Source organism: Pseudomonas sp. BO3-4 (assembly GCF_034044115.1).
Taxonomy (GTDB): Bacteria; Pseudomonadota; Gammaproteobacteria; order Pseudomonadales; family Pseudomonadaceae; genus Aquipseudomonas; species Aquipseudomonas alloputida.
In genome coordinates this window covers 5,938,804-5,956,422 of the sequence record NZ_CP139018.1, presented here as the reverse complement: position 1 = coordinate 5,956,422, position 17,619 = coordinate 5,938,804, and the positions used below count along the sequence as shown (strand labels likewise).

The following is a 17,619-nucleotide window of genomic DNA, read 5'->3' as shown; positions in this document are numbered from 1 at the left end:
AGCAACTGATGACTGAATCGCACGATACGCCGATCACCCCCGACGGCGAAGCCCGCCCACACCGCCGCATCAAGAGCTTCGTGATGCGTGCCGGGCGCATGACCGAAGGCCAGCAACGCGGCCTGGACCAAGGCGGCCCGCTGTACATCCTGCCACTGGCTGACAGCCCGGTGGACTACGACCAGGTGTTCGGCCGTTCGGCCCCGCGCACCTTGGAGATCGGCTTCGGCATGGGCCATTCCCTGTTGGAAATGGCGGCCGCCGCCCCTGAGCAGGACTTCATCGGTGTGGAAGTGCACCGCCCAGGTGTTGGTGCGCTGCTCAATGGCGTGCTGACCCAAGGGCTGAAAAACCTGCGGGTGTATGACTGCGATGCTATCGAAGTGCTGAACCGCTGCGTGGCGGATAACAGCCTCGATCGGTTGATGCTGTTCTTCCCAGACCCTTGGCACAAGGCGCGTCATCACAAGCGCCGCATTGTCCAGCTGGAGTTCGCCGAGCTGGTACGTCGCAAGCTCAAGCCCGGTGGTGTGTTCCACATGGCCACCGATTGGGAGCCGTATGCCGAGTACATGCTGGAAGTGATGAGCGCAGCTCCTGGCTATCGCAACCGTGCGGCAGACGGCACCTATGTGCCGCGCCCCGAAGAGCGCCCGATCACCAAGTTCGAACGCCGCGGTGAGCGGCTGGGGCACGGGGTGTGGGACTTGAAGTTCGAGAAGGTCGATTGAGCGGCTGATACGGCTTCTCGATGTGCCGATGCTTGCAGGAATGCAGGCGAAAAAAACCGCCTTGAGAAGGGCGGTTTTTTCTTTGTAGGAGTGGGTTCACCCACGAATACGGTAGTGGCGGCAACGGTGAACGGCGGGTGGAGATTGGCCAGCACGGCCGGCCCTTTCGCGGGTGAACCCGCTCCTACAAGGGCCCGGGGCCATTGGCTCAGCCTCGGCGATCCGCCACCACGCCAATCAATACCAGCACCACCAGCAACACAGGCGCCAACGCATAGTTGTTGAACTGGCTGAGCCCCTTCACCACCCACGGTGTGGCATAGATCAGCGCAGCACCGCTGCCGATCATGACCATCAGCGCCATGAACGGCACGCGCAGGGCGCCCGCGAGGCCGCCCAGGCGCTGCTCGGCCCAGGCTTTGACATCGGTGCCGAACAGCACCAGCAGGCAGCCTACCAAGGCCAGTGAAATCTCCGACAGGTTGCTGCGGCTCCAGCGGGAAACCGTCGCGAGCAGATCAAGTACCAGATCCATGGGTCATCCTTAGGTCAAGAAATACTGCAGCAGGTCATTGAGGAACAACTGGCCCCTCGGCGTGGCTACCAGTCGATCCGGTTCGACCTGCAATAGGCCCTTTTGTTCGGCGGCACGGCGTGCTTCCTGCAGCTGTGACAGTGGCAAGCCGGTGCGTTGGGTGAACAGTTCGGCTTCCACGCCATCGGTCAGGCGCAGGGCGTTCATCAGGAACTCGAACGGCAGTTCATCGACTGGCAGCAGCTTCTCGCCGGCCTTGAACGGCTTGGCCAGGTTCAGGTAATCCTTGGGCAGGCGGGTCTTCCAGGTACGCAGGATGCGCCCGTCGGCAAAGGTGAGCTTGCCGTGAGCGCCAGCGCCAATGCCGATGAAGTCACCGAAGCGCCAGTAGTTGAGGTTGTGGCGGGCGGCGCGGCCTGCCTGGGCGTAGGCCGATACCTCGTACTGGCGGTAGCCGTGCTCGGCCATCAGCGCTTGGCCGGCTTCCTGAATATCCCAGAGGATATCGTCTTCGGGCAGCTCTGGCGGCTGGTTCCAGAACACCGTGTTCGGCTCCACGGTCAGCTGATACCACGACAGGTGTGTCGGCCCCAGATCGATGGCCTGGCGCAGGTCACCCAGCGCGTCGTCCAGCGACTGGTCGGGCAGGCCGTGCATCAGGTCCATGTTGAAATTGTCGAAACCGGCCGCGCGCGCCATGTCGGCGGCCCGCACCGCTTCGTCGCCATTGTGGATGCGCCCCAGTGCCTCCAGCTTGGCTGGCTGGAAGCTCTGCACGCCGATCGAAAGACGGTTGATACCGGTCTGCCGGTAGGCCTTGAACTTGTCCTGCTCGAAGGTGCCCGGGTTGGCTTCGAGGGTGATCTCGATGTCTGGCGCGAACGGAATACGTTGCTCTATGCCACGCAGTAGCCGGCCAAGGGCGTTGGCACTGAACAGGCTTGGCGTACCGCCACCGAAGAAGATCGAGCTGATCGGGCGACCTTGTACGGCAGCCAGTTCCTGGTCGAGGTCGTCGAGCAGGGCTGTGACGTAGGCATCTTCCGGTAGTTCAGGCCCGGCTGCGTGGGAGTTGAAGTCGCAATAAGGGCATTTGCGTACGCACCACGGAATGTGGATGTACAGCGCCAGCGGCGGCAGGCTGCTAAAGCCTGCCGCGCCGGGGGGCGACAGCATTTCGATCATGCCAGGCCCAGACGTTTGCGCAGCAGGGCCATGGCACGGGCGCGGTGGCTGAGCTGGTTCTTGTCTGCTGGGGCTAGATCGGCGCTGGAGCAGTTGCGCTCCGGTACCCAGAATAGCGGGTCGTAGCCAAAGCCCTGCTCGCCGCTGGCCTCGAACAGGATGCGCCCGTGCCACAGGCCTTCGCACAGGATCGGCAATGGGTCGTCGGCGTGGCGCACCAGCGCCAGAACGCAGACGAACTGTGCACTGCGCTCAGCTTCAGGCACGTCTTTCAAGGCTTCGAGCAGCTTGGCATTGTTTGCCGCGTCACCTTTGCCGTCGGCATAACGCGCCGAGTAGATGCCCGGCGCGCCGCCGAGGAAGTCCACTGCCAGGCCAGAGTCATCGGCCAGGGCCGGCAGGCCGGAAATGCGGGCGGCGTTGCGCGCCTTGAGGATGGCGTTCTCGACGAACGACAGGCCGGTTTCTTCCGGCTCCACCTGGCTGAACTCACCAATCGAGTGCAGTTGCACGGAATGGCCGAGCATGGCCTGGAGTTCCTTCAGTTTGCCGGCATTGTGGCTGGCCAATACGAGTTGCTGGAAATTCATCATTCGCCTGGGAACACTTCCTGGTTGAAGCTGAGAGAGTTGCTGATGCCGCCGGTTTCGATGGTCAGGTCGAAGGTGACGGTTTCTGGTTGTTCGATCTTGAACTGGGCGATGTAGTACACCGCGCCCGGTTCGGTAATCTGCTTGAACGACAGCGGGCTGATGCGCCCGGTCAGGTCTCTGACCTTACCGCTGACCAGTGCTGGGGTGGGTTTGCCGGCCTTGAGCACGGCAATGTTGAGCACGCCCTGGTTCTTGCTGCGAACCAGGCCGGTGGCCGCGGCCACCTCGGGTGTGAGCATGCTCGAGGTGAATGCGCTGTAGTGCACCGTCACGTCGCCAAATACCTCCTTGCGCTCGGGGCGTGCGGCATCGGCAGCCAATACTGGCAGGGCCAGGCACAGGCTGATCAGGAACAGGGCTAGGCGACGCATGGTGCGATTCCTCCGGTGGGCGTCAGACCGCGAGCTGATGCTCTTGCAGGCCCGGACTGCTGACGCGGTAGATGCCGATCTCACCTAGAAGATTAGGCCATAGCCGGCCACCCCACCCGTTGCGGTGCAAGTGGTCGACCGCCAGGCGGTCGAGTACCTTGGCTCGGCGTTCGTGCACAAGTTCTTCGAAGTCGGCGAAGGTGCAGAAGTGGATGTTCGGCGTGTTGTACCAGGTATACGGCATGAAGTCCGATACCGGCATGCGGCCTTTGGTCGCCAGGTACCAGCGGCAGCGCCAGTGGCCGAAGTTCGGGAAGGTGATGATGCACTGACGGCCCACTCGCAGCATTTCGTCGAGGATGCGGTCGGGGTATTCCACGGCCTGCAGGGCTTGGGTCATGATCACCACGTCGAAGCTGTTGCTGGCGAAGTTGCCCAGGCCTTTGTCCAGGTCCTGTTCGATGACGTTGACGCCCTTGGCCACGCAGGCGGCGATATTGTCGGCGTCGATTTCCAGGCCGTAGCCGGTGACCTGTTTGCGGTCACGCAGCGAGGCCAGCAGTTCGCCGCTACCGCAGCCCAGGTCGAGTACCCGGCTGCCGGCGGGGATCCAGTCGTGGATGATTTCCAGATCGGCTCTCATGCTGTCCTCAGATGGCAATGCGGTTCATGTAGTTCGAGAAACCCTGCATGTAGCGAGGTGTGGGGATCAGGAAGGCATCGTGCCCGTAGGGCGAATCGATCTCCAGGTAGCAGACGTTCTTGCGCGCGGCCATCAGCGCGTCGACGATCTCGCGCGAACGGGCCGGAGAGAAGCGCCAGTCGGTGGTGAACGACATGATGCAGTAGTCTGCCTTGACGTGGGCCAGGGTGGCGGCCAGATCACCACCGTGCGTGGCGGCCGGGTCGAAATAGTCCAGTGCCTTGGTCATCAGCAGGTAGGTGTTGGCGTCGAAACGGCCGGAAAACTCCTCGCCCTGATAGCGCAGGTAGCTTTCGACCTGGAACTCGACGCTGTGGAAGTCGTAGTTGAGCTTGTCGCTTTTCAGCTCTCGGCCGAATTTTTCACCCATCGAATCATCGGACAGATAGGTAATGTGGCCGACCATGCGTGCCAGCATCAGGCCGCGCTTGGGGATCACGCCCTGGTCCTGGAACGAGCCTCCATGGAACTCAGGGTCGGTAAGAATGGCCTGACGCGCCACCTCGTTGAAGGCGATGTTCTGCGCCGACAGCTTGGGTGCCGAGGCGATGTCGACGCAGTGGCGTACGCGCTCGGGGTAGGTCATCGTCCATTGCAGCGCCTGCATGCCACCCAGGCTACCGCCGACGATAGCTGCCCACTGCTGGATGCCCAGGCGGTCGGCCAGCCGTGCCTGGCTGTGCACCCAGTCTTCCACGGTCAATACCGGGAACTCGGCGCCATAGGGTTTACCGGTGGCTGGGTTGACACTGCTGGGGCCGGTGCTGCCGTTGCAGCCGCCGAGGTTGTTCAGGCTGACCACGAAGAAGCGGTTGGTATCGATCGGTTTTCCGGGGCCGATGCAGCTGTCCCACCAGCCCGGCTTGCGGTCGGTGGCGGCATGGTAGCCAGCGGCATGGTGGTGGCCGGACAGGGCATGGCAGATCAGCACGGCGTTGCTCGCGCTGGCGTTCAGGGTGCCATAGGTCTCGTAGACCAGTTCGTAACTGGCCAGTGAACGGCCACAGGCCAGTGCCAGCGGTTCATCGAACCGGGCGGTTTGCGGTACTACCAGACCGACGGAATCTTCGGGAAAGACAGTTGACATCGACCCTGCTCACGCTTGACGGAGGCGTAAGTCTAAAGAGCGCTACCCCCAGCGGCAAGCAAAGGCTTGCGACTGGGGGCACGCTGGCTCTGGCGAGCCTCAGATCATTCGCCACAGCTCTTGAGGCATGCCCGCGTAGGCGGCCAGCGGAGGCATGACAAACGACTGGATCACCTGGATCGCCAGGAAGGCGAAGATCGGCGAGATGTCCATGCCGCCCAGGTTTGGCACCAGGCGGCGGAACGGCGCCAGCACGGGCTCGCTGATCTGGTAGGCCAGTTCGGCCGCCGGGTTGTGGCTGTTGGGGGCAACCCAGGAAACGATCACCATGACGATCATCGCCACCCAGAAAATCTTCAGGAACAGCGAGGTGATGCCGATGATCGCCCACATCAGCAGGTGCAGGACGTCGCCGAAGGTACCGTAGGTGACCATCAGCACAAAGCCCATCAGCAAGGCCTGGATGACCACCGCCAGCAGTAGCGACGAGGTATCCAGCCCGCCAACGCTAGGGATGATCCGGCGGATCGGCTTGAGCAGCGGTTGGGTGGCACGAACGGCGAACTGGCACAGCGGGTTGTAGAAGTTGGCCTTGACCAGTTGCAGCACGAAGCGCAGCAGGACGATGACCAGGTAAAGGCTGACCAGGGTTTGCACCACGAAAATCGCGGCGCCTGACAGTGCATTCATCTAAAGCTCCTTATTTGCCCAGTTGTTCGGCCAGCTCGGCGGAGCGCGTGGCTGCAGCCTGCAGCGCCTGCTCGACGATGGCTTCGAAGCCGCTGGCCTGGAACGACTTGATCGCCGCTTCCGTGGTGCCGGCGGGCGAAGTGACGCGGCGGCGCAGTTCAGCGGCATCGACATCGCTTGCAACTGCCATGCGCGCGGCGCCCAGGGCCGTCTGCAAGGTCAGTTGGGAGGCCGTTTCGCGTGGCAGGCCGAGTTTTTCGCCTGCCGCGGTCATGGCCTCGATCAGCAGGAAGAAGTACGCTGGGCCACTGCCGGACACAGCTGTCACGGCGTCCAGTTGCTGTTCCTGCTCCAGCCACAGGGCGGTGCCCACGGCCGACAGCAGTTGTTCGGCCTGCTGACGCTGTTCGCCGGACACTTCAGCGGTGGCGTACAGGCCGCTCACGCCTTGGCGCAGCAATGCCGGGGTGTTGGGCATGCAGCGCACCACCGGGCGAGCACCCACCCAGCTTTGCAAGCTGGCGCACGTGATGCCGGCGGCGATTGAAACGATCAGCTGGCCATCCTGCAGGTTGGGTTGCAGTGCCTGACATACGGTTTTCATGACTTGTGGCTTGACCGCCAGCACGATGACGTCAGCGCCATCGATGGCCTGGGCGTTGTCCTCGAAGGCTTCAATGCCGTGCTCGGCCTGGATGCGACTGCGGGTCTCGGCGCCCGGGTCGCTGGCGCGGATCTGCGAGGCGTCCAGGCCCTGGGCACGCAGACCACCGATCAGGCTGGCGGCCATGTTGCCGGCGCCGATAAAGGCAATACGTGTCTTGCTCATGTCAGGTCCTTGTGGAAAAGAGTGAGTGAAGCATGGAATCAGGTGTTGCCGTAGTCGCGGGCGCCGAACAGGGCCGTGCCAATTCGTACCCACGTCGCGCCCTGGGCGATAGCCGCTTCCAGGTCGTGGCTCATGCCCATGGACAGGGTGTCCAGGCCAAACCCCAGGCCTTCCTGCAACTTGCGCAGGCTGGCGAAGGCGGCCTCCTGGGTGGCGCGGTCTTCGGTGGGTTCCGGGATTGCCATCAGCCCGCGCAGGCGCAGGTTGGGCAGTGCGGCTACGGCTTTGGCCAACGCGGGTAGGTCGGCCGGGGTGCAGCCGGATTTACTGTCTTCGCCGCTGACGTTTACCTGCAGGCAGATGTTCAGCGGCGCCAACCCGGCAGGGCGCTGTTCCGACAGGCGTTGGGCAATTTTCAGGCGGTCCACGGAATGCACCCAGTCGAAATGCTCGGCGATGGCTTTGGTCTTGTTCGACTGAATGGGGCCGATGAAGTGCCAGATCAAGGGCAAGTCGCTGAGGGCCTGCTGCTTTGTCAGTGCTTCCTGTAGGTAATTCTCCCCGAAGTCGCGCACACCGGCGGCATGGATCTCGCGGATAGCGCTGGCGGGCTTGGTCTTGCTCACGGCCAGCAACTGGACGCTGGCCGGATCACGCCCGACTGCCTGGGCAGCACTGGCGATACGGGCGGAAATCGCGGAAAGGTTGTCTGCTAGGGTGGACATGGATCGATGCCGGCAGCTGTAGGGTCTGCGGCATTCTACCTGCTTGAAGGCCTTTGGGGAGTCTCATGGATGTGACCGACCTGTTGGCCCGAGCTGTGGATGCGGGGGCTTCAGACCTGCACCTGGCGACGGGCCAGATTCCGATGCTGCGCCTGGATGGCGAGTTGCAGCGTATGGGCTTGCCGCCCTTGAGCCAGGGTGCCTTGATCCAGGGCATGGCGAGCGTGCTGGATGACGATCAGCGCCGGCAGTGGGCCCAAGGCGATGAAATGGACCTTGCGCTGGAGTTGCCGGCGCTTGGGCGCTTTCGGCTGAACCTGTTTCGCCAGTTGAATGGCCCGGCGGTTACCTTTCGGTTGATTCCGGGGCGCATTGCGACGGTGAGTGAGCTGGACCTTGCGGATGTGTTTCAAGCTGTTGCGCAATGCCGGGATGGCTTGATCCTCGTAGGCGGGCCGACCGGCAGTGGCAAGTCCAGTACCCTGGCAACGCTACTCGACCAGCTGAACCGCGAGCAAGCGCTGCACATCATCACCCTGGAAGACCCTGTCGAGGTCATCCATGCCAGCCAGCGCAGCCTGGTCAACCAACGTGAGATGGGGCGCCATAGTCGCGGCTTTGCTCAGGGGCTGCGCAGTGCGCTGCGCCAGGACCCGGACGTGATCATGATCGGCGAGTTGCGCGACCTTGAAACCATTCGCCTGGCCCTGCGCGCGGCCGAAACCGGGCACCTGGTGCTGGCAACCGTGCATGCGCGTTCGGCGACCAGCAGCATCGACAGGTTGGTGGAGGTTTTTGCTGCCGAGGAAAAGCCGTTGGTGCGGGCGATGCTGGCCGAGTCGCTGCGCCTGGTGGTCGCGCAGGTGCTGGTCAGGTGCGTGGGGGGTGGGCGGGTGGCTGCGCGGGAAGTGCTGGTGGCGACGCCGGCGGTGCGTAACCTGATTCGGGAGGGGCGGTTGGCGCAGTTGTCTTCGGTGATGCAGGGCGGGGCGGCGGAGGGGATGCTGACGATGGAGGGGGCGTTGCGGAGGCTGAGGGAGCGAGGGTTGATCAAAGGCTTGTAGTACCTGCAAAGGCCCCTTGGCGGGCGCGCCCGCTCCCACAGGTATGGCGCTGCCCGCGAGAGCGACGCGGTGGCTGTGGGAGCGGGCGTGCCCGCGAAGGGGCCGGTACCGGATAGCGCCGATCAGATTAACGCTTGGCCAGACTCAGCTGTTGCTGCTCTTTCGGCAGCACCCGTTTGGCCACCACGTAGTGCTTCTGCCAGTAAGGCTTGCTCAAGGTGTCGATACTCACCCGCTTGCCACGGCGTGGCGCGTGGATGAAGCGGTCGTTACCCAGGTAGATGGCGACGTGATTGACCCGACGGCTCTTGATGTTGAAGAAGATCAGGTCGCCAGGCTTCAGATCACCCTTGGCCACCTTCACCCCATGGCCCTGGGCCATGGCATTGGAGGTGCGCGGCAGGTCGACGTCGGCGACGTCGTTGAAGGCGTATTTGACCAGCCCGCTGCAGTCAAAGCCTTTTTTCGGGCTGCTGCCGCCCCAAACATAAGGGGTACCGAGCACATTTACCGCACGGCTCAGCACATCGCTGCTTTGCTTCGGCGACATGGCGGCGACACTCGCACCGCGGTTGCTGACGGCATTGCTTGGGCGGGCGCGCAGCGCGGTCTGCTTGGCGGGTGCGTGTTTCACCGACGCGTTGGTCGTGTAGCCGGTGAAACCATTGGGAAGACGTTGCTCACGATTGGTGGCGTGGGCGGCCAGGGGCAATAATAGGCAGAGGGTCAGCCATGTCTTGATCAAAGGCGGCATAGATGAAGCTCTTATGAATAGTTATGTGTTGGGCGCGCAACTTTATAACAGCTTTTTGATCAGTTATTGATCCGTTGGTCGATTGCCTAGGCGCCGTATGTCGGGTAGCGACGAGAAAGTCACATTTTTTCTTAGAAAATTTTCGGATAACCCACGGGGGCTATGAATGAACAGTTATCAACAGGGGGTGCCCTTTCACGACACCCACAGCAAAACCATTGGCTACCTGCTGTGGATTTTCGGCTTCACCGGGTCCCATCGTTTCTATTACGGCAGGCCGATTACCGGGACCATCTGGTTCTTCACCTTCGGCTTGCTGGGCATTGGTTGGTTGATCGACCTGTTCCTGATCCCGTCCATGGACCGTGAAGCCGACCTGAGGTTTCAGTCCGGGCGTATCGACTACAACATCGCCTGGATTCTGCTGACCTTCCTGGGGGTGTTTGGCCTGCACCGGCTGTATCAGGGCAAATGGATCACCGCGATCATCTACTTCTTTACCGGCGGGTTGTTCCTGGTGGGGGTGCTGTATGACTTCTGGACGTTGAACAGCCAGGTGTCCGAGAGGAATGCGGGGCGGGGCTGACGGTACCGGGGCTGTTTTAGAGCCCATTCAGGGGCAAGCCAGCCCCCCATGAAAAAGGCCTTGTCGCGTCGCCGCGGCAAGGCCTTCTTTGTTACTGGCGGGTCTGCCGCTGTTGCAGCAACAGGTTGCTGAATCCGGCCCCAGCCAGCTGCTTCTGTGCCCCGGTCAACTGCTCGCGGTTGCTGAACGGCCCGACCAGCACGCGGTACCAGGTTTCATCCTTGACCGTGCCCGACTCCACTTTCACGGACTGGCCCAGCAGGATGATCTGTGCCCGTACCTTGTCAGCATCGGCCTGCTTGCGGAACGAGCCGGCCTGAAGGAAGTACTGCGTGGTCGCCGCCGGCTTGATCACAGGCGGTGGTGGCGGCGGGGTCTGGCCGAGCAGCGCTGCCTGGGCCCTCGCCGTGTCGATTTTTGCCGCTTCTGCTGGTGTCACCGGGGTTACCGGCTGGGCCGGCACCGGTGGCGTTTTCTCCGGTACGGCTTCCGGCGGCACGATCACCTCAGACTCCGGCAGCAGGGTGTAGAAGTCGTACTTCGGCTTCACCGGCTGTTGCGGGGTAGCTTGCGCGGGCTTGCCGGCTTCGGCCGCTTTCGCCGGTTTCTCCTGCTCGGGCTTGGTGCGCTTGATGTCATCGCCACCGGGTTCGAGCTTCATCAGGAACACGATGAACGCGCCTACGGTCAGGCCGACCGCCAGCCATACCCAGCCGGGGATCGGCTGTTTGGCCGGTGCCGTCTGGCGGCTGGCGCCGCGTTTCGGGGCAGGTTTTTTCTTGGCAGCCAACTTACATGCGCTCCAGGGTTTCCAGGCCGAGCAGTTCCAGACCTTGTTTGAGGGTGCGGCCGGTCAGGGCGGCCAGGCGCAGCCGGCTCTGCTGCTGCGAAGGGGTTTCGGCAGCGAGGATCGGGCAGTTCTCGTAGAAGCTCGAGAACAGGCCGGCCAAGTCGTACAGGTAGCTGCACAATACGTGCGGCGTGCCTTTTTCGGCGACGTTGTTGAGGATTTCGCCAAACTGCGCCAGGCGCGCGGCCAAGTCCTGCTCGTGGGCTGCGTGCAGCACGATTTTGCCGTCGACTTCGTCAAAGCCTTTGCCCAGCTTGCGGAACACGCCGGCTACGCGGGTGTAAGCGTACAGCAGGTAAGGGGCGGTGTTGCCTTCGAAGTTGAGCATCAGCTCGAAGTTGAAGCTGTAGTCGCTGGTGCGGTGCTTGGACAGGTCGGCGTATTTCACCGCGCCAATGCCCACCACCTCGCCGATGTGGCGCAGTTCGTCGTCGGCCAGGCTCGGGTTCTTTTCCTTGACCAGCGCGTAGGCGCGCTCCTTGGCCTCGGTGAGCAGGTCGATCAGCTTCACGGTGCCGCCGTCACGGGTCTTGAACGGGCGGCCGTCGGCGCCGTTCATGGTGCCGAAGCCCATGTGCTCCATTTGCATCGGGTGGCCGACGAAGCCAGCGCGGCGGGCCACTTCGAACACCTGATTGAAGTGCAGGGCCTGGCGCTGGTCGACGAAGTACAGTGCGCGGTCAGCCTTCAACACGTTGCTGCGGTAACGCACGGCAGCCAGGTCGGTGGTGGCGTACAGATAGCCGCCGTCAGCCTTCTGCACGATCACCGGCAGGGGGTCGCCTTCGCTGTTCTTGAACTCGTCGAGGAACACGCATTGGGCGCCCTGGTCTTCGACCAGCAGGCCCTTGGCCTTGAGGTCGGCCACCACGTTGGCCAAGTCGTCGTTGTAGGCGCTTTCGCCCATCACGTCGGCCATGGTCAGTTTGACGTTGAGCAGCTCGTAGGTCTTCTGGCAGTGCGACAGCGAGATGTCCTTGAAGCGTGTCCAAAGGGCCAGGCACTCGGGGTCACCGGCTTGCAGCTTGACCACCAGGCCGCGGGCGCGAGTGGCGAACTCCTCCGATTCATCGAAGCGTTTCTTCGCCGCGCGGTAGAAGTTTTCCAGGTCCGACAGCTCGTCGCTGGTGATCGGGTTTTCCTGCAGGTAGGCCATCAGCATGCCGAACTGGGTACCCCAGTCGCCGACGTGGTTCTGGCGGATGACGTTGTCGCCCAGGAACTCCAGCACGCGCGCAACGCTGTCGCCGATGATGGTCGAGCGCAGGTGGCCGACGTGCATTTCCTTGGCCAGGTTGGGCGCCGACATGTCGATCACCACCTTTTGCGCCGGGCCGGCTTTGCGTGCACCCAGGTGGGCGTCGGCCAGAGCGGCATCCAGGCGGTTGGCCAGGGCGTCGGTGTTCTGGAAGAAGTTGAGGAAGCCGGGGCCTGCAATCTCGACCTTGCTGATGTCGGCGCTGGCCGGCAGGGCGTTGATCAGTTTTTCGGCGAGGTCGCGCGGCTTCATGCCGGCCGGCTTGGCCAGCATCATGGCGATGTTGCTGGCGAAGTCGCCGTGGGTCTTGTCCCGGGCGTTTTCCACCTGGATCGCCGGCGACAGCCCTTCAGGCAGCACACCGTCGGTGACGAGTTGGGTGAGGGCTTGCTGGATCAGCTGGCGAATGGTGTCTTTCATGGGGATCTCTTTTCGACCGCAAGCGCGGTGAGCGCCTGGATGCGCAGGTGGAAAAACTGGGCATTATCCGTTGCCGGGAGCAGGTTGCCAACCTTTGGGCGGCAAGCTGGGGGCCACAAGCGGCAAGAAAAAGCGGCATCGCACCCGCCCGGCGCTTGCTTGCCGCTGGTCACTCGCAGCTTGCAGCTCAATACAGGTCTACCGGGTCGACATCCAGCGACCAGCGCACCTGGCGCCCGCTCGGCAACTGTTCCAACACTAGCAACCAGGCGCTGATCAGTCGATGCAACGGCGCCCGGGTATTGGCCTGTATCAACAATTGTGCGCGGAATCGTCCGGCGCGGCGCTCCATGGGCGCCGGTACCGGGCCCAGCAGTTCGATGCCCGGCAGGTGCTGTTCGGCCACCAGGCGCTCGGCGGCGGCACAGGCTTCGTCGAGGAAACCTTCGGCCTGCCCCGGCTTGTGTGCTTCGGCACGCAGCAAGGCCAGGTGCGAGTAGGGCGGCAGCCCGGCGGCTCGGCGTTCGTCCAGGGCCTGTTCGGCGAAGGCGAAGTAGCCTTGCTCGGTTAGCTGGACCAACAGTGGGTGGTCGGCCAGGTGGGTCTGGATGATGACCTTGCCGGGCTCTTCGGCCCGCCCGGCCCGCCCGGCCACCTGTACGATAAGTTGTGCCATGCGCTCGCTGGCGCGGAAGTCACCGGAAAACAGCCCGCCATCGGCATCAAGGATGGCCACCAGGGTCACCCGCGGGAAGTGGTGGCCCTTGGCGAGCATCTGGGTGCCGACGAGGATGCTTGGCTGGCCGCGCTGGATGGTGCTGAACAGGTTGTGCATGGCGTCCTTGCGCGCCGTGCTGTCGCGGTCCACGCGCAGGATCGGGTAATCCGGGAACAGCACCTTCAGGCGCTCTTCGGCGCGCTCGGTACCGGCACCGACCGGGCGCAGGTCGACGTGGTTGCATTGCGGGCACTGGTGCGGCAGGCGTTCGTCATAGCCACAGTGGTGGCAGCGCAGCACGCCGGAGCGCTGGTGCACGGTCATGCGCGCATCGCAGCGTGGGCATTCGGACAGCCAGCCGCAATCGTGGCACAGCAAGGTTGGGGCAAAGCCGCGGCGGTTGAGGAACACCAGCACTTGTTGGCCAGCTTCCAGGGTCTGTCGGATAGCCTGCTGCAGCGGGCCACTGATGCCGCTGTCCAGTGGCAGGCTCTTCACATCAAGGCGCAGCATGCGCGGCGGGCGGGCCCCCCCTGCGCGTTGGTTCATACGCAGCAGGCGGTAGCGGCCGGTCAGGGCGTTATGCAGGGTTTCCAGCGACGGTGTGGCGGAGCCGAGCAGGATCGGGATGTTCTCCTGGTGAGCGCGTACCAGTGCCAGGTCGCGGGCGTGGTACCGCAGGCCTTCCTGCTGTTTATAGGAGCCGTCGTGCTCTTCGTCGATGATGATCAGGCCGGGGTTTTTCATCGGCGTGAACAATGCCGAGCGGGTGCCGATGATGATATCGGCCTCGCCGTCCCGTGCCGCCAGCCAGGCATCCAGGCGTTCGCGGTCGTTCACCGCAGAGTGCAGCAGGGCAATGCGCGCGTTGAAGCGTTGCTCGAAGCGCGCCAGGGTTTGCGGGCCGAGGTTGATCTCCGGGATCAGCACCAGCGCCTGCTTGCCGGCTTCCAGGGTTTCGCGGATCAGTTGCAGGTAGACCTCGGTCTTGCCACTGCCGGTGACGCCGGCCAGCAAGAACGCGCCGAAACCGCCAAAGCCCTCGCACACGGCGTCGAAGGCATCGCGTTGCTCTTCGTTGAGGGGGAGTTCCGGCTGTGCCAGCCAGTGCTCATGGCGCAGGGCCGGCAAGTGGCGGCGCGTCTCGATCTGCACCAGATCCTTGGCCAGCAGCAGGTCGAGGCTGTCCTTGTTCAGGTTGAGTTTGGCCAGCAGGCTGTGGGCCACGCCGTGCGGGTGCTGGGCCAGGGTCTTGAGGGCGTCGCGCTGGCGCGGCGCGCGGGCGATGCGCGGGTCCTCCAGGCGGGCGCCAGGGGCTATGTGCCAGAAGCGTTCCTGGCGCATTTCGGCAGCTTCGCCCTGGCGCAGTAGCGTGGGCAGCGCCCAGCTCAGGGTATCGCCCAGGCTGTGCTGGTAGTACTGGGCGGTCCACAGGCACAGCTTGAACAGCGACGCGGGGATGGGGGACACCGGGTCGAGCAGGGCAGTGGCCGGCTTCAGTTTGTCGGCGGGCACTTCGCTCTGCGTGCACACCTCTATCAGCACACCGATCATTTCGCGGCGGCCAAAGGGCACGCGGATGCGCATGCCAGGGGTCAAGGTCTGGCGCGCCATGCTCGCCGGCGCCTTGTAGTCGAACAGGCGCCGCAGCGGAGAGGGCAGGGCAAGGCGCAGGATGACGTCGGACACGCGGAAAGTCTCGGAGGGCGTTACAAGGACTGGCGAGCCTAGCAGACGACGGTCGGTGCAAGCGACATCTTGCGCTGACGGTGTGCTCTGGTATTATTCGCCGCCTAATTACGTGCGGTATTCAACAATTGGTGTTGGGTGGCGGCACGCAGCTCGAGGAAGTGACCATGAAAGAAGGTATCCACCCGAACTACGAAGTAGTTGCAGTCACCTGCAGCTGCGGTAACAAGTTCGAAACTCGTTCGACCCTGGGCAACGTCCTGTCGATCGACGTTTGCAACCTGTGCCACCCGTTCTACACCGGTAAGCAGAAAGTTCTGGACACCGGTGGTCGCGTACAGAAGTTCGCCGATCGCTTCGGCATGTTCGGTGCCAAGAAGTAATCATGCGCAGGGCGAATCCTTCGGGCTTCGCATTGTTGCTGAAGAAGGCGTCCCTTGTGGGCGCCTTTTTTGTGGGCGTTATCTGGCATTTCCCGGTCCTGGCGTTCTGCCCACAGCCGGATAAGCCCCAATGGGTAGCGGTACGACAGGTGGTTGATGGCGACACCTTGCGTCTGGTCGATGGCCGCAGTGTGCGGCTGATCGGTATCAATGCCCCGGAAATAGGCCGCAAGGGGCGTACCAGTGAGCCCTATGCCGAAGCTGCCAGGCGGCGATTGCAGGCCTTGGTAAAGGCCAATGACGATCGTGTCGGGCTGGTGCCTGGTGTTGAAGGTAAGGACAAGTACGGTCGCACACTGGCGCACATCTACAGCCGCAATGGCGACAATCTGGAAGCACAATTGCTTAGCGAGGGCTTGGGCTACCGCGTGGCCATTGCCCCTAATGTGCGTTTCAGTGGTTGCCAGCAGCTTGCCGAACAAGTAGCGCGCCAGGCTGGCGTTGGCCTGTGGCGGCGTTCGCCCGTAGTGGCTGCAAGCGATGTCAGGCAGTCAGGTTTCGCTGTTGTGCGTGGTCGTATCGAAGGCATCGAGCGAAATCGTGGTGGGGTCTGGCTTACCCTGGGCGGTACCCTGGTACTGCAGGTTCCCGCTCGTCTGCAGCGCAACTTTCCCGCCAGCTTCTTCGATAATCTCAAGGGACGCCAGGTCGAAGCGCGCGGCTGGGTGCTGGATCGTTCCCGCAGGGGTGGCCTCAAGCCCGGGCAGCGACGTTGGGTGTTGCCATTGACCGATCCAAGCATGTTGGAGCGCATTTCAGGTTAAAAGATGTAGACATTTCGCTACGAGATTGTACACACTGTTGGTCGTATGCCCCGTGGGTTGTAGCGTAAAGTCGTAGGCTAAAGGCCTTGACACAAGTGACCGGCCAGTCTTGTGGCTCCCCGGCTCTTTGCGTATCCTCGGCGGTCCGTCAGAACAGTAAATAGCGGAATGCCCACCATGTCAGACCTGAAAACCGCCGCTCTCGAATATCACGCTCAACCTCGTCCGGGGAAACTGAGCGTTGAACTCTCCAAGCCCACTGCCACCGCCCGTGACCTCGCCCTGGCCTACAGCCCAGGTGTTGCAGAGCCGGTGCGCGAAATTGGCCGTGATCCAGAGCTGGCTTACAAATACACCGGCAAAGGCAACCTGGTTGCGGTGATTTCCGATGGCACTGCCATCCTCGGTCTGGGTGACCTCGGCCCACTGGCTTCCAAGCCGGTCATGGAAGGCAAGGGTGTTCTGTTCAAGCGTTTCGCCGGTATCGATGTGTTCGACATCGAAGTCGAATCGGAAAGCCCGCAAGCGTTCATCGACACCGTTCGCCGCATTTCGATCACCTTCGGTGGCATCAACCTTGAAGACATCAAGGCGCCTGAGTGCTTTGAAATCGAACGTACCCTGATCGAACAGTGCGACATCCCGGTGTTCCACGATGACCAGCACGGTACTGCCATCGTGACTGCCGCCGGCATGATCAACGCCCTGGAAATCGCTGGCAAGAAACTGGAAGAAGCCAAGATCGTCTGCCTGGGCGCCGGCGCTGCTGCCATTTCCTGCATGAAGCTGCTGGTAAGCATGGGTGCGAAGGTCGAGAACATCTTCATGATCGACCGTAGTGGCGTGATCCACGCTGGCCGTGACGACCTGAACCAGTACAAGGCGCAGTTCGCCCACGCGACCGACAAGCGTACTCTGGCCGACGCCCTTGACGGTGCCGACGTGTTCGTAGGTCTGTCTGGCCCGAACCTGCTGAGCCCAGAAGGCCTGAAGTCGATGGCTGCCAACCCGATCGTGTTCGCCTGCTCGAACCCGGACCCGGAAATCTCGCCAGAGCTGGCGCACGCCACTCGCAACGACGTGATCATGGCGACCGGTCGTTCCGACTACCCGAACCAGGTCAACAACGTACTGGGCTTCCCGTTCATCTTCCGTGGTGCTCTGGACGTTCGCGCCAAGCGTATCAACGAAGAGATGAAGATCGCTGCCGCTATCGCCCTGAAAGACCTGGCCAAGCTGCCAGTGCCGAAGGAAGTTTGCGAAGCCTATGGCGTTGAAGGCCTGGAGTTCGGCCGTGAGTACATCATTCCGAAGCCGCTGGATGCACGCTTGATCACCGTCGTTTCCGATGCTGTGGCCAAGGCTGCCATCGAATCCGGCGTGGCTACCCTGCCATATCCGAAGCACTACCCGCTGACCAGCGTGGATGAAGTGTTCAACGGCTGATTGCCGCAAGCGACATAAAAAAGCCCCGGCTCGCATGAGCCGGGGCTTTTTGTTGGGGCTTGGGAATGTGTCAGGGCTGCAAGGTGTTCGTCAGGGCACTTGTGGCGCCTATCAGATC

19 protein-coding genes are annotated in these 17,619 nt (G+C 62.8%); 6 read left to right on the top strand and 13 right to left on the bottom strand.

The annotated features are described in order from the left end of the window. Positions 1-8 precede the first annotated feature (8 nt). A complete protein-coding gene (gene trmB / locus REH59_RS27175; RefSeq protein ID WP_004575478.1) occupies positions 9-731 on the top strand; it encodes a tRNA (guanosine(46)-N7)-methyltransferase TrmB in 723 nt (240 codons plus the stop codon). A 208-nt stretch (positions 732-939) separates the two neighbouring features. Here trmB and REH59_RS27170 read toward each other — a convergent pair whose 3' ends face one another. From REH59_RS27170 to REH59_RS27130, 9 genes are all read right to left on the bottom strand, one after another. Then, entirely contained in the window at positions 940-1,266 is a 327-nt protein-coding gene (locus REH59_RS27170; RefSeq protein ID WP_003249095.1) for a DUF3392 domain-containing protein, read from the bottom strand. A gap of 9 nt (positions 1,267-1,275) precedes the next feature. Continuing rightward, positions 1,276-2,451, bottom strand: a complete 1,176-nt coding sequence (gene hemW / locus REH59_RS27165; RefSeq protein WP_003249098.1) for a radical SAM family heme chaperone HemW — start codon at positions 2,449-2,451, stop codon at positions 1,276-1,278. Next, entirely contained in the window at positions 2,448-3,044 is a 597-nt protein-coding gene (rdgB, locus tag REH59_RS27160; RefSeq protein WP_003249101.1) for an RdgB/HAM1 family non-canonical purine NTP pyrophosphatase, read from the bottom strand. The genes hemW and rdgB overlap by 4 nt, the downstream gene beginning before the upstream one ends. Beyond that, the gene (locus tag REH59_RS27155; protein WP_012053961.1) at positions 3,041-3,475 is read right to left on the bottom strand and encodes a DUF4426 domain-containing protein; all 435 of its coding nucleotides are present in this window, start codon (positions 3,473-3,475) and stop codon (positions 3,041-3,043) included. Before REH59_RS27155 ends, rdgB begins: the two co-directional genes overlap by 4 nt. Before the next feature lie 22 nt (positions 3,476-3,497). Further along, the gene (metW, locus tag REH59_RS27150; RefSeq protein WP_003249106.1) at positions 3,498-4,118 is read right to left on the bottom strand and encodes a methionine biosynthesis protein MetW; all 621 of its coding nucleotides are present in this window, start codon (positions 4,116-4,118) and stop codon (positions 3,498-3,500) included. A gap of 7 nt (positions 4,119-4,125) precedes the next feature. Beyond that, positions 4,126-5,265, bottom strand: coding sequence for a homoserine O-succinyltransferase MetX (gene metX, locus REH59_RS27145; RefSeq protein WP_003249108.1), 1,140 nt, complete (start codon positions 5,263-5,265; stop codon positions 4,126-4,128). Positions 5,266-5,364: 99 nt separating this feature from the next. Beyond that, positions 5,365-5,955, bottom strand: a complete 591-nt coding sequence (locus REH59_RS27140) for a YggT family protein (protein WP_012053960.1) — start codon at positions 5,953-5,955, stop codon at positions 5,365-5,367. A 10-nt stretch (positions 5,956-5,965) separates the two neighbouring features. Further along, positions 5,966-6,784 (bottom strand): pyrroline-5-carboxylate reductase, encoded by an 819-nt coding sequence (gene proC, locus REH59_RS27135; protein WP_004575483.1) that lies wholly within the window; start codon positions 6,782-6,784, stop codon positions 5,966-5,968. Positions 6,785-6,822: 38 nt separating this feature from the next. Continuing rightward, entirely contained in the window at positions 6,823-7,509 is a 687-nt protein-coding gene (locus REH59_RS27130) for a YggS family pyridoxal phosphate-dependent enzyme (protein WP_004575484.1), read from the bottom strand. A 65-nt stretch (positions 7,510-7,574) separates the two neighbouring features. Between REH59_RS27130 and REH59_RS27125 the strand changes: the two genes are divergently transcribed. Continuing rightward, a complete protein-coding gene (locus REH59_RS27125; protein ID WP_265536565.1) occupies positions 7,575-8,573 on the top strand; it encodes a type IV pilus twitching motility protein PilT in 999 nt (332 codons plus the stop codon). 127 nt (positions 8,574-8,700) lie between these two features. On the opposite strand, the gene REH59_RS27120 is transcribed toward REH59_RS27125, so the two are convergent. Continuing rightward, positions 8,701-9,327 (bottom strand): C40 family peptidase, encoded by a 627-nt coding sequence (locus REH59_RS27120; protein WP_014859105.1) that lies wholly within the window; start codon positions 9,325-9,327, stop codon positions 8,701-8,703. 166 nt (positions 9,328-9,493) lie between these two features. Between REH59_RS27120 and REH59_RS27115 the strand changes: the two genes are divergently transcribed. Next, the gene (locus REH59_RS27115; RefSeq protein WP_003249120.1) at positions 9,494-9,913 is read left to right on the top strand and encodes an NINE protein; all 420 of its coding nucleotides are present in this window, start codon (positions 9,494-9,496) and stop codon (positions 9,911-9,913) included. Between the two features lie 91 nt (positions 9,914-10,004). Here the strand turns inward: REH59_RS27115 and REH59_RS27110 are convergent, their stop codons facing one another. The 3 genes from REH59_RS27110 to REH59_RS27100 form a co-directional block, all read right to left on the bottom strand. After that, a complete protein-coding gene (locus REH59_RS27110) occupies positions 10,005-10,703 on the bottom strand; it encodes an SPOR domain-containing protein (RefSeq protein ID WP_014859104.1) in 699 nt (232 codons plus the stop codon). Between the two features lies 1 nt (position 10,704). Next, the gene (gene argS / locus REH59_RS27105; RefSeq protein ID WP_003249124.1) at positions 10,705-12,441 is read right to left on the bottom strand and encodes an arginine--tRNA ligase; all 1,737 of its coding nucleotides are present in this window, start codon (positions 12,439-12,441) and stop codon (positions 10,705-10,707) included. Between the two features lie 187 nt (positions 12,442-12,628). After that, complete coding sequence (locus REH59_RS27100) at positions 12,629-14,848, bottom strand: primosomal protein N' (RefSeq protein WP_004575486.1); 2,220 nt, start codon at positions 14,846-14,848, stop codon at positions 12,629-12,631. Positions 14,849-15,015: 167 nt separating this feature from the next. Between REH59_RS27100 and rpmE the strand changes: the two genes are divergently transcribed. The 3 genes from rpmE to REH59_RS27085 all read left to right on the top strand — a co-directional run bounded on the left by rpmE (position 15,016) and on the right by REH59_RS27085 (position 17,501). After that, complete coding sequence (gene rpmE, locus REH59_RS27095; protein ID WP_003249127.1) at positions 15,016-15,231, top strand: 50S ribosomal protein L31; 216 nt, start codon at positions 15,016-15,018, stop codon at positions 15,229-15,231. A gap of 2 nt (positions 15,232-15,233) precedes the next feature. Continuing rightward, complete coding sequence (locus tag REH59_RS27090; RefSeq protein WP_004575487.1) at positions 15,234-16,055, top strand: thermonuclease family protein; 822 nt, start codon at positions 15,234-15,236, stop codon at positions 16,053-16,055. Between the two features lie 177 nt (positions 16,056-16,232). Beyond that, positions 16,233-17,501, top strand: coding sequence for a malic enzyme-like NAD(P)-binding protein (locus REH59_RS27085; RefSeq protein ID WP_004575488.1), 1,269 nt, complete (start codon positions 16,233-16,235; stop codon positions 17,499-17,501). Positions 17,502-17,619: the final 118 nt, after the last annotated feature.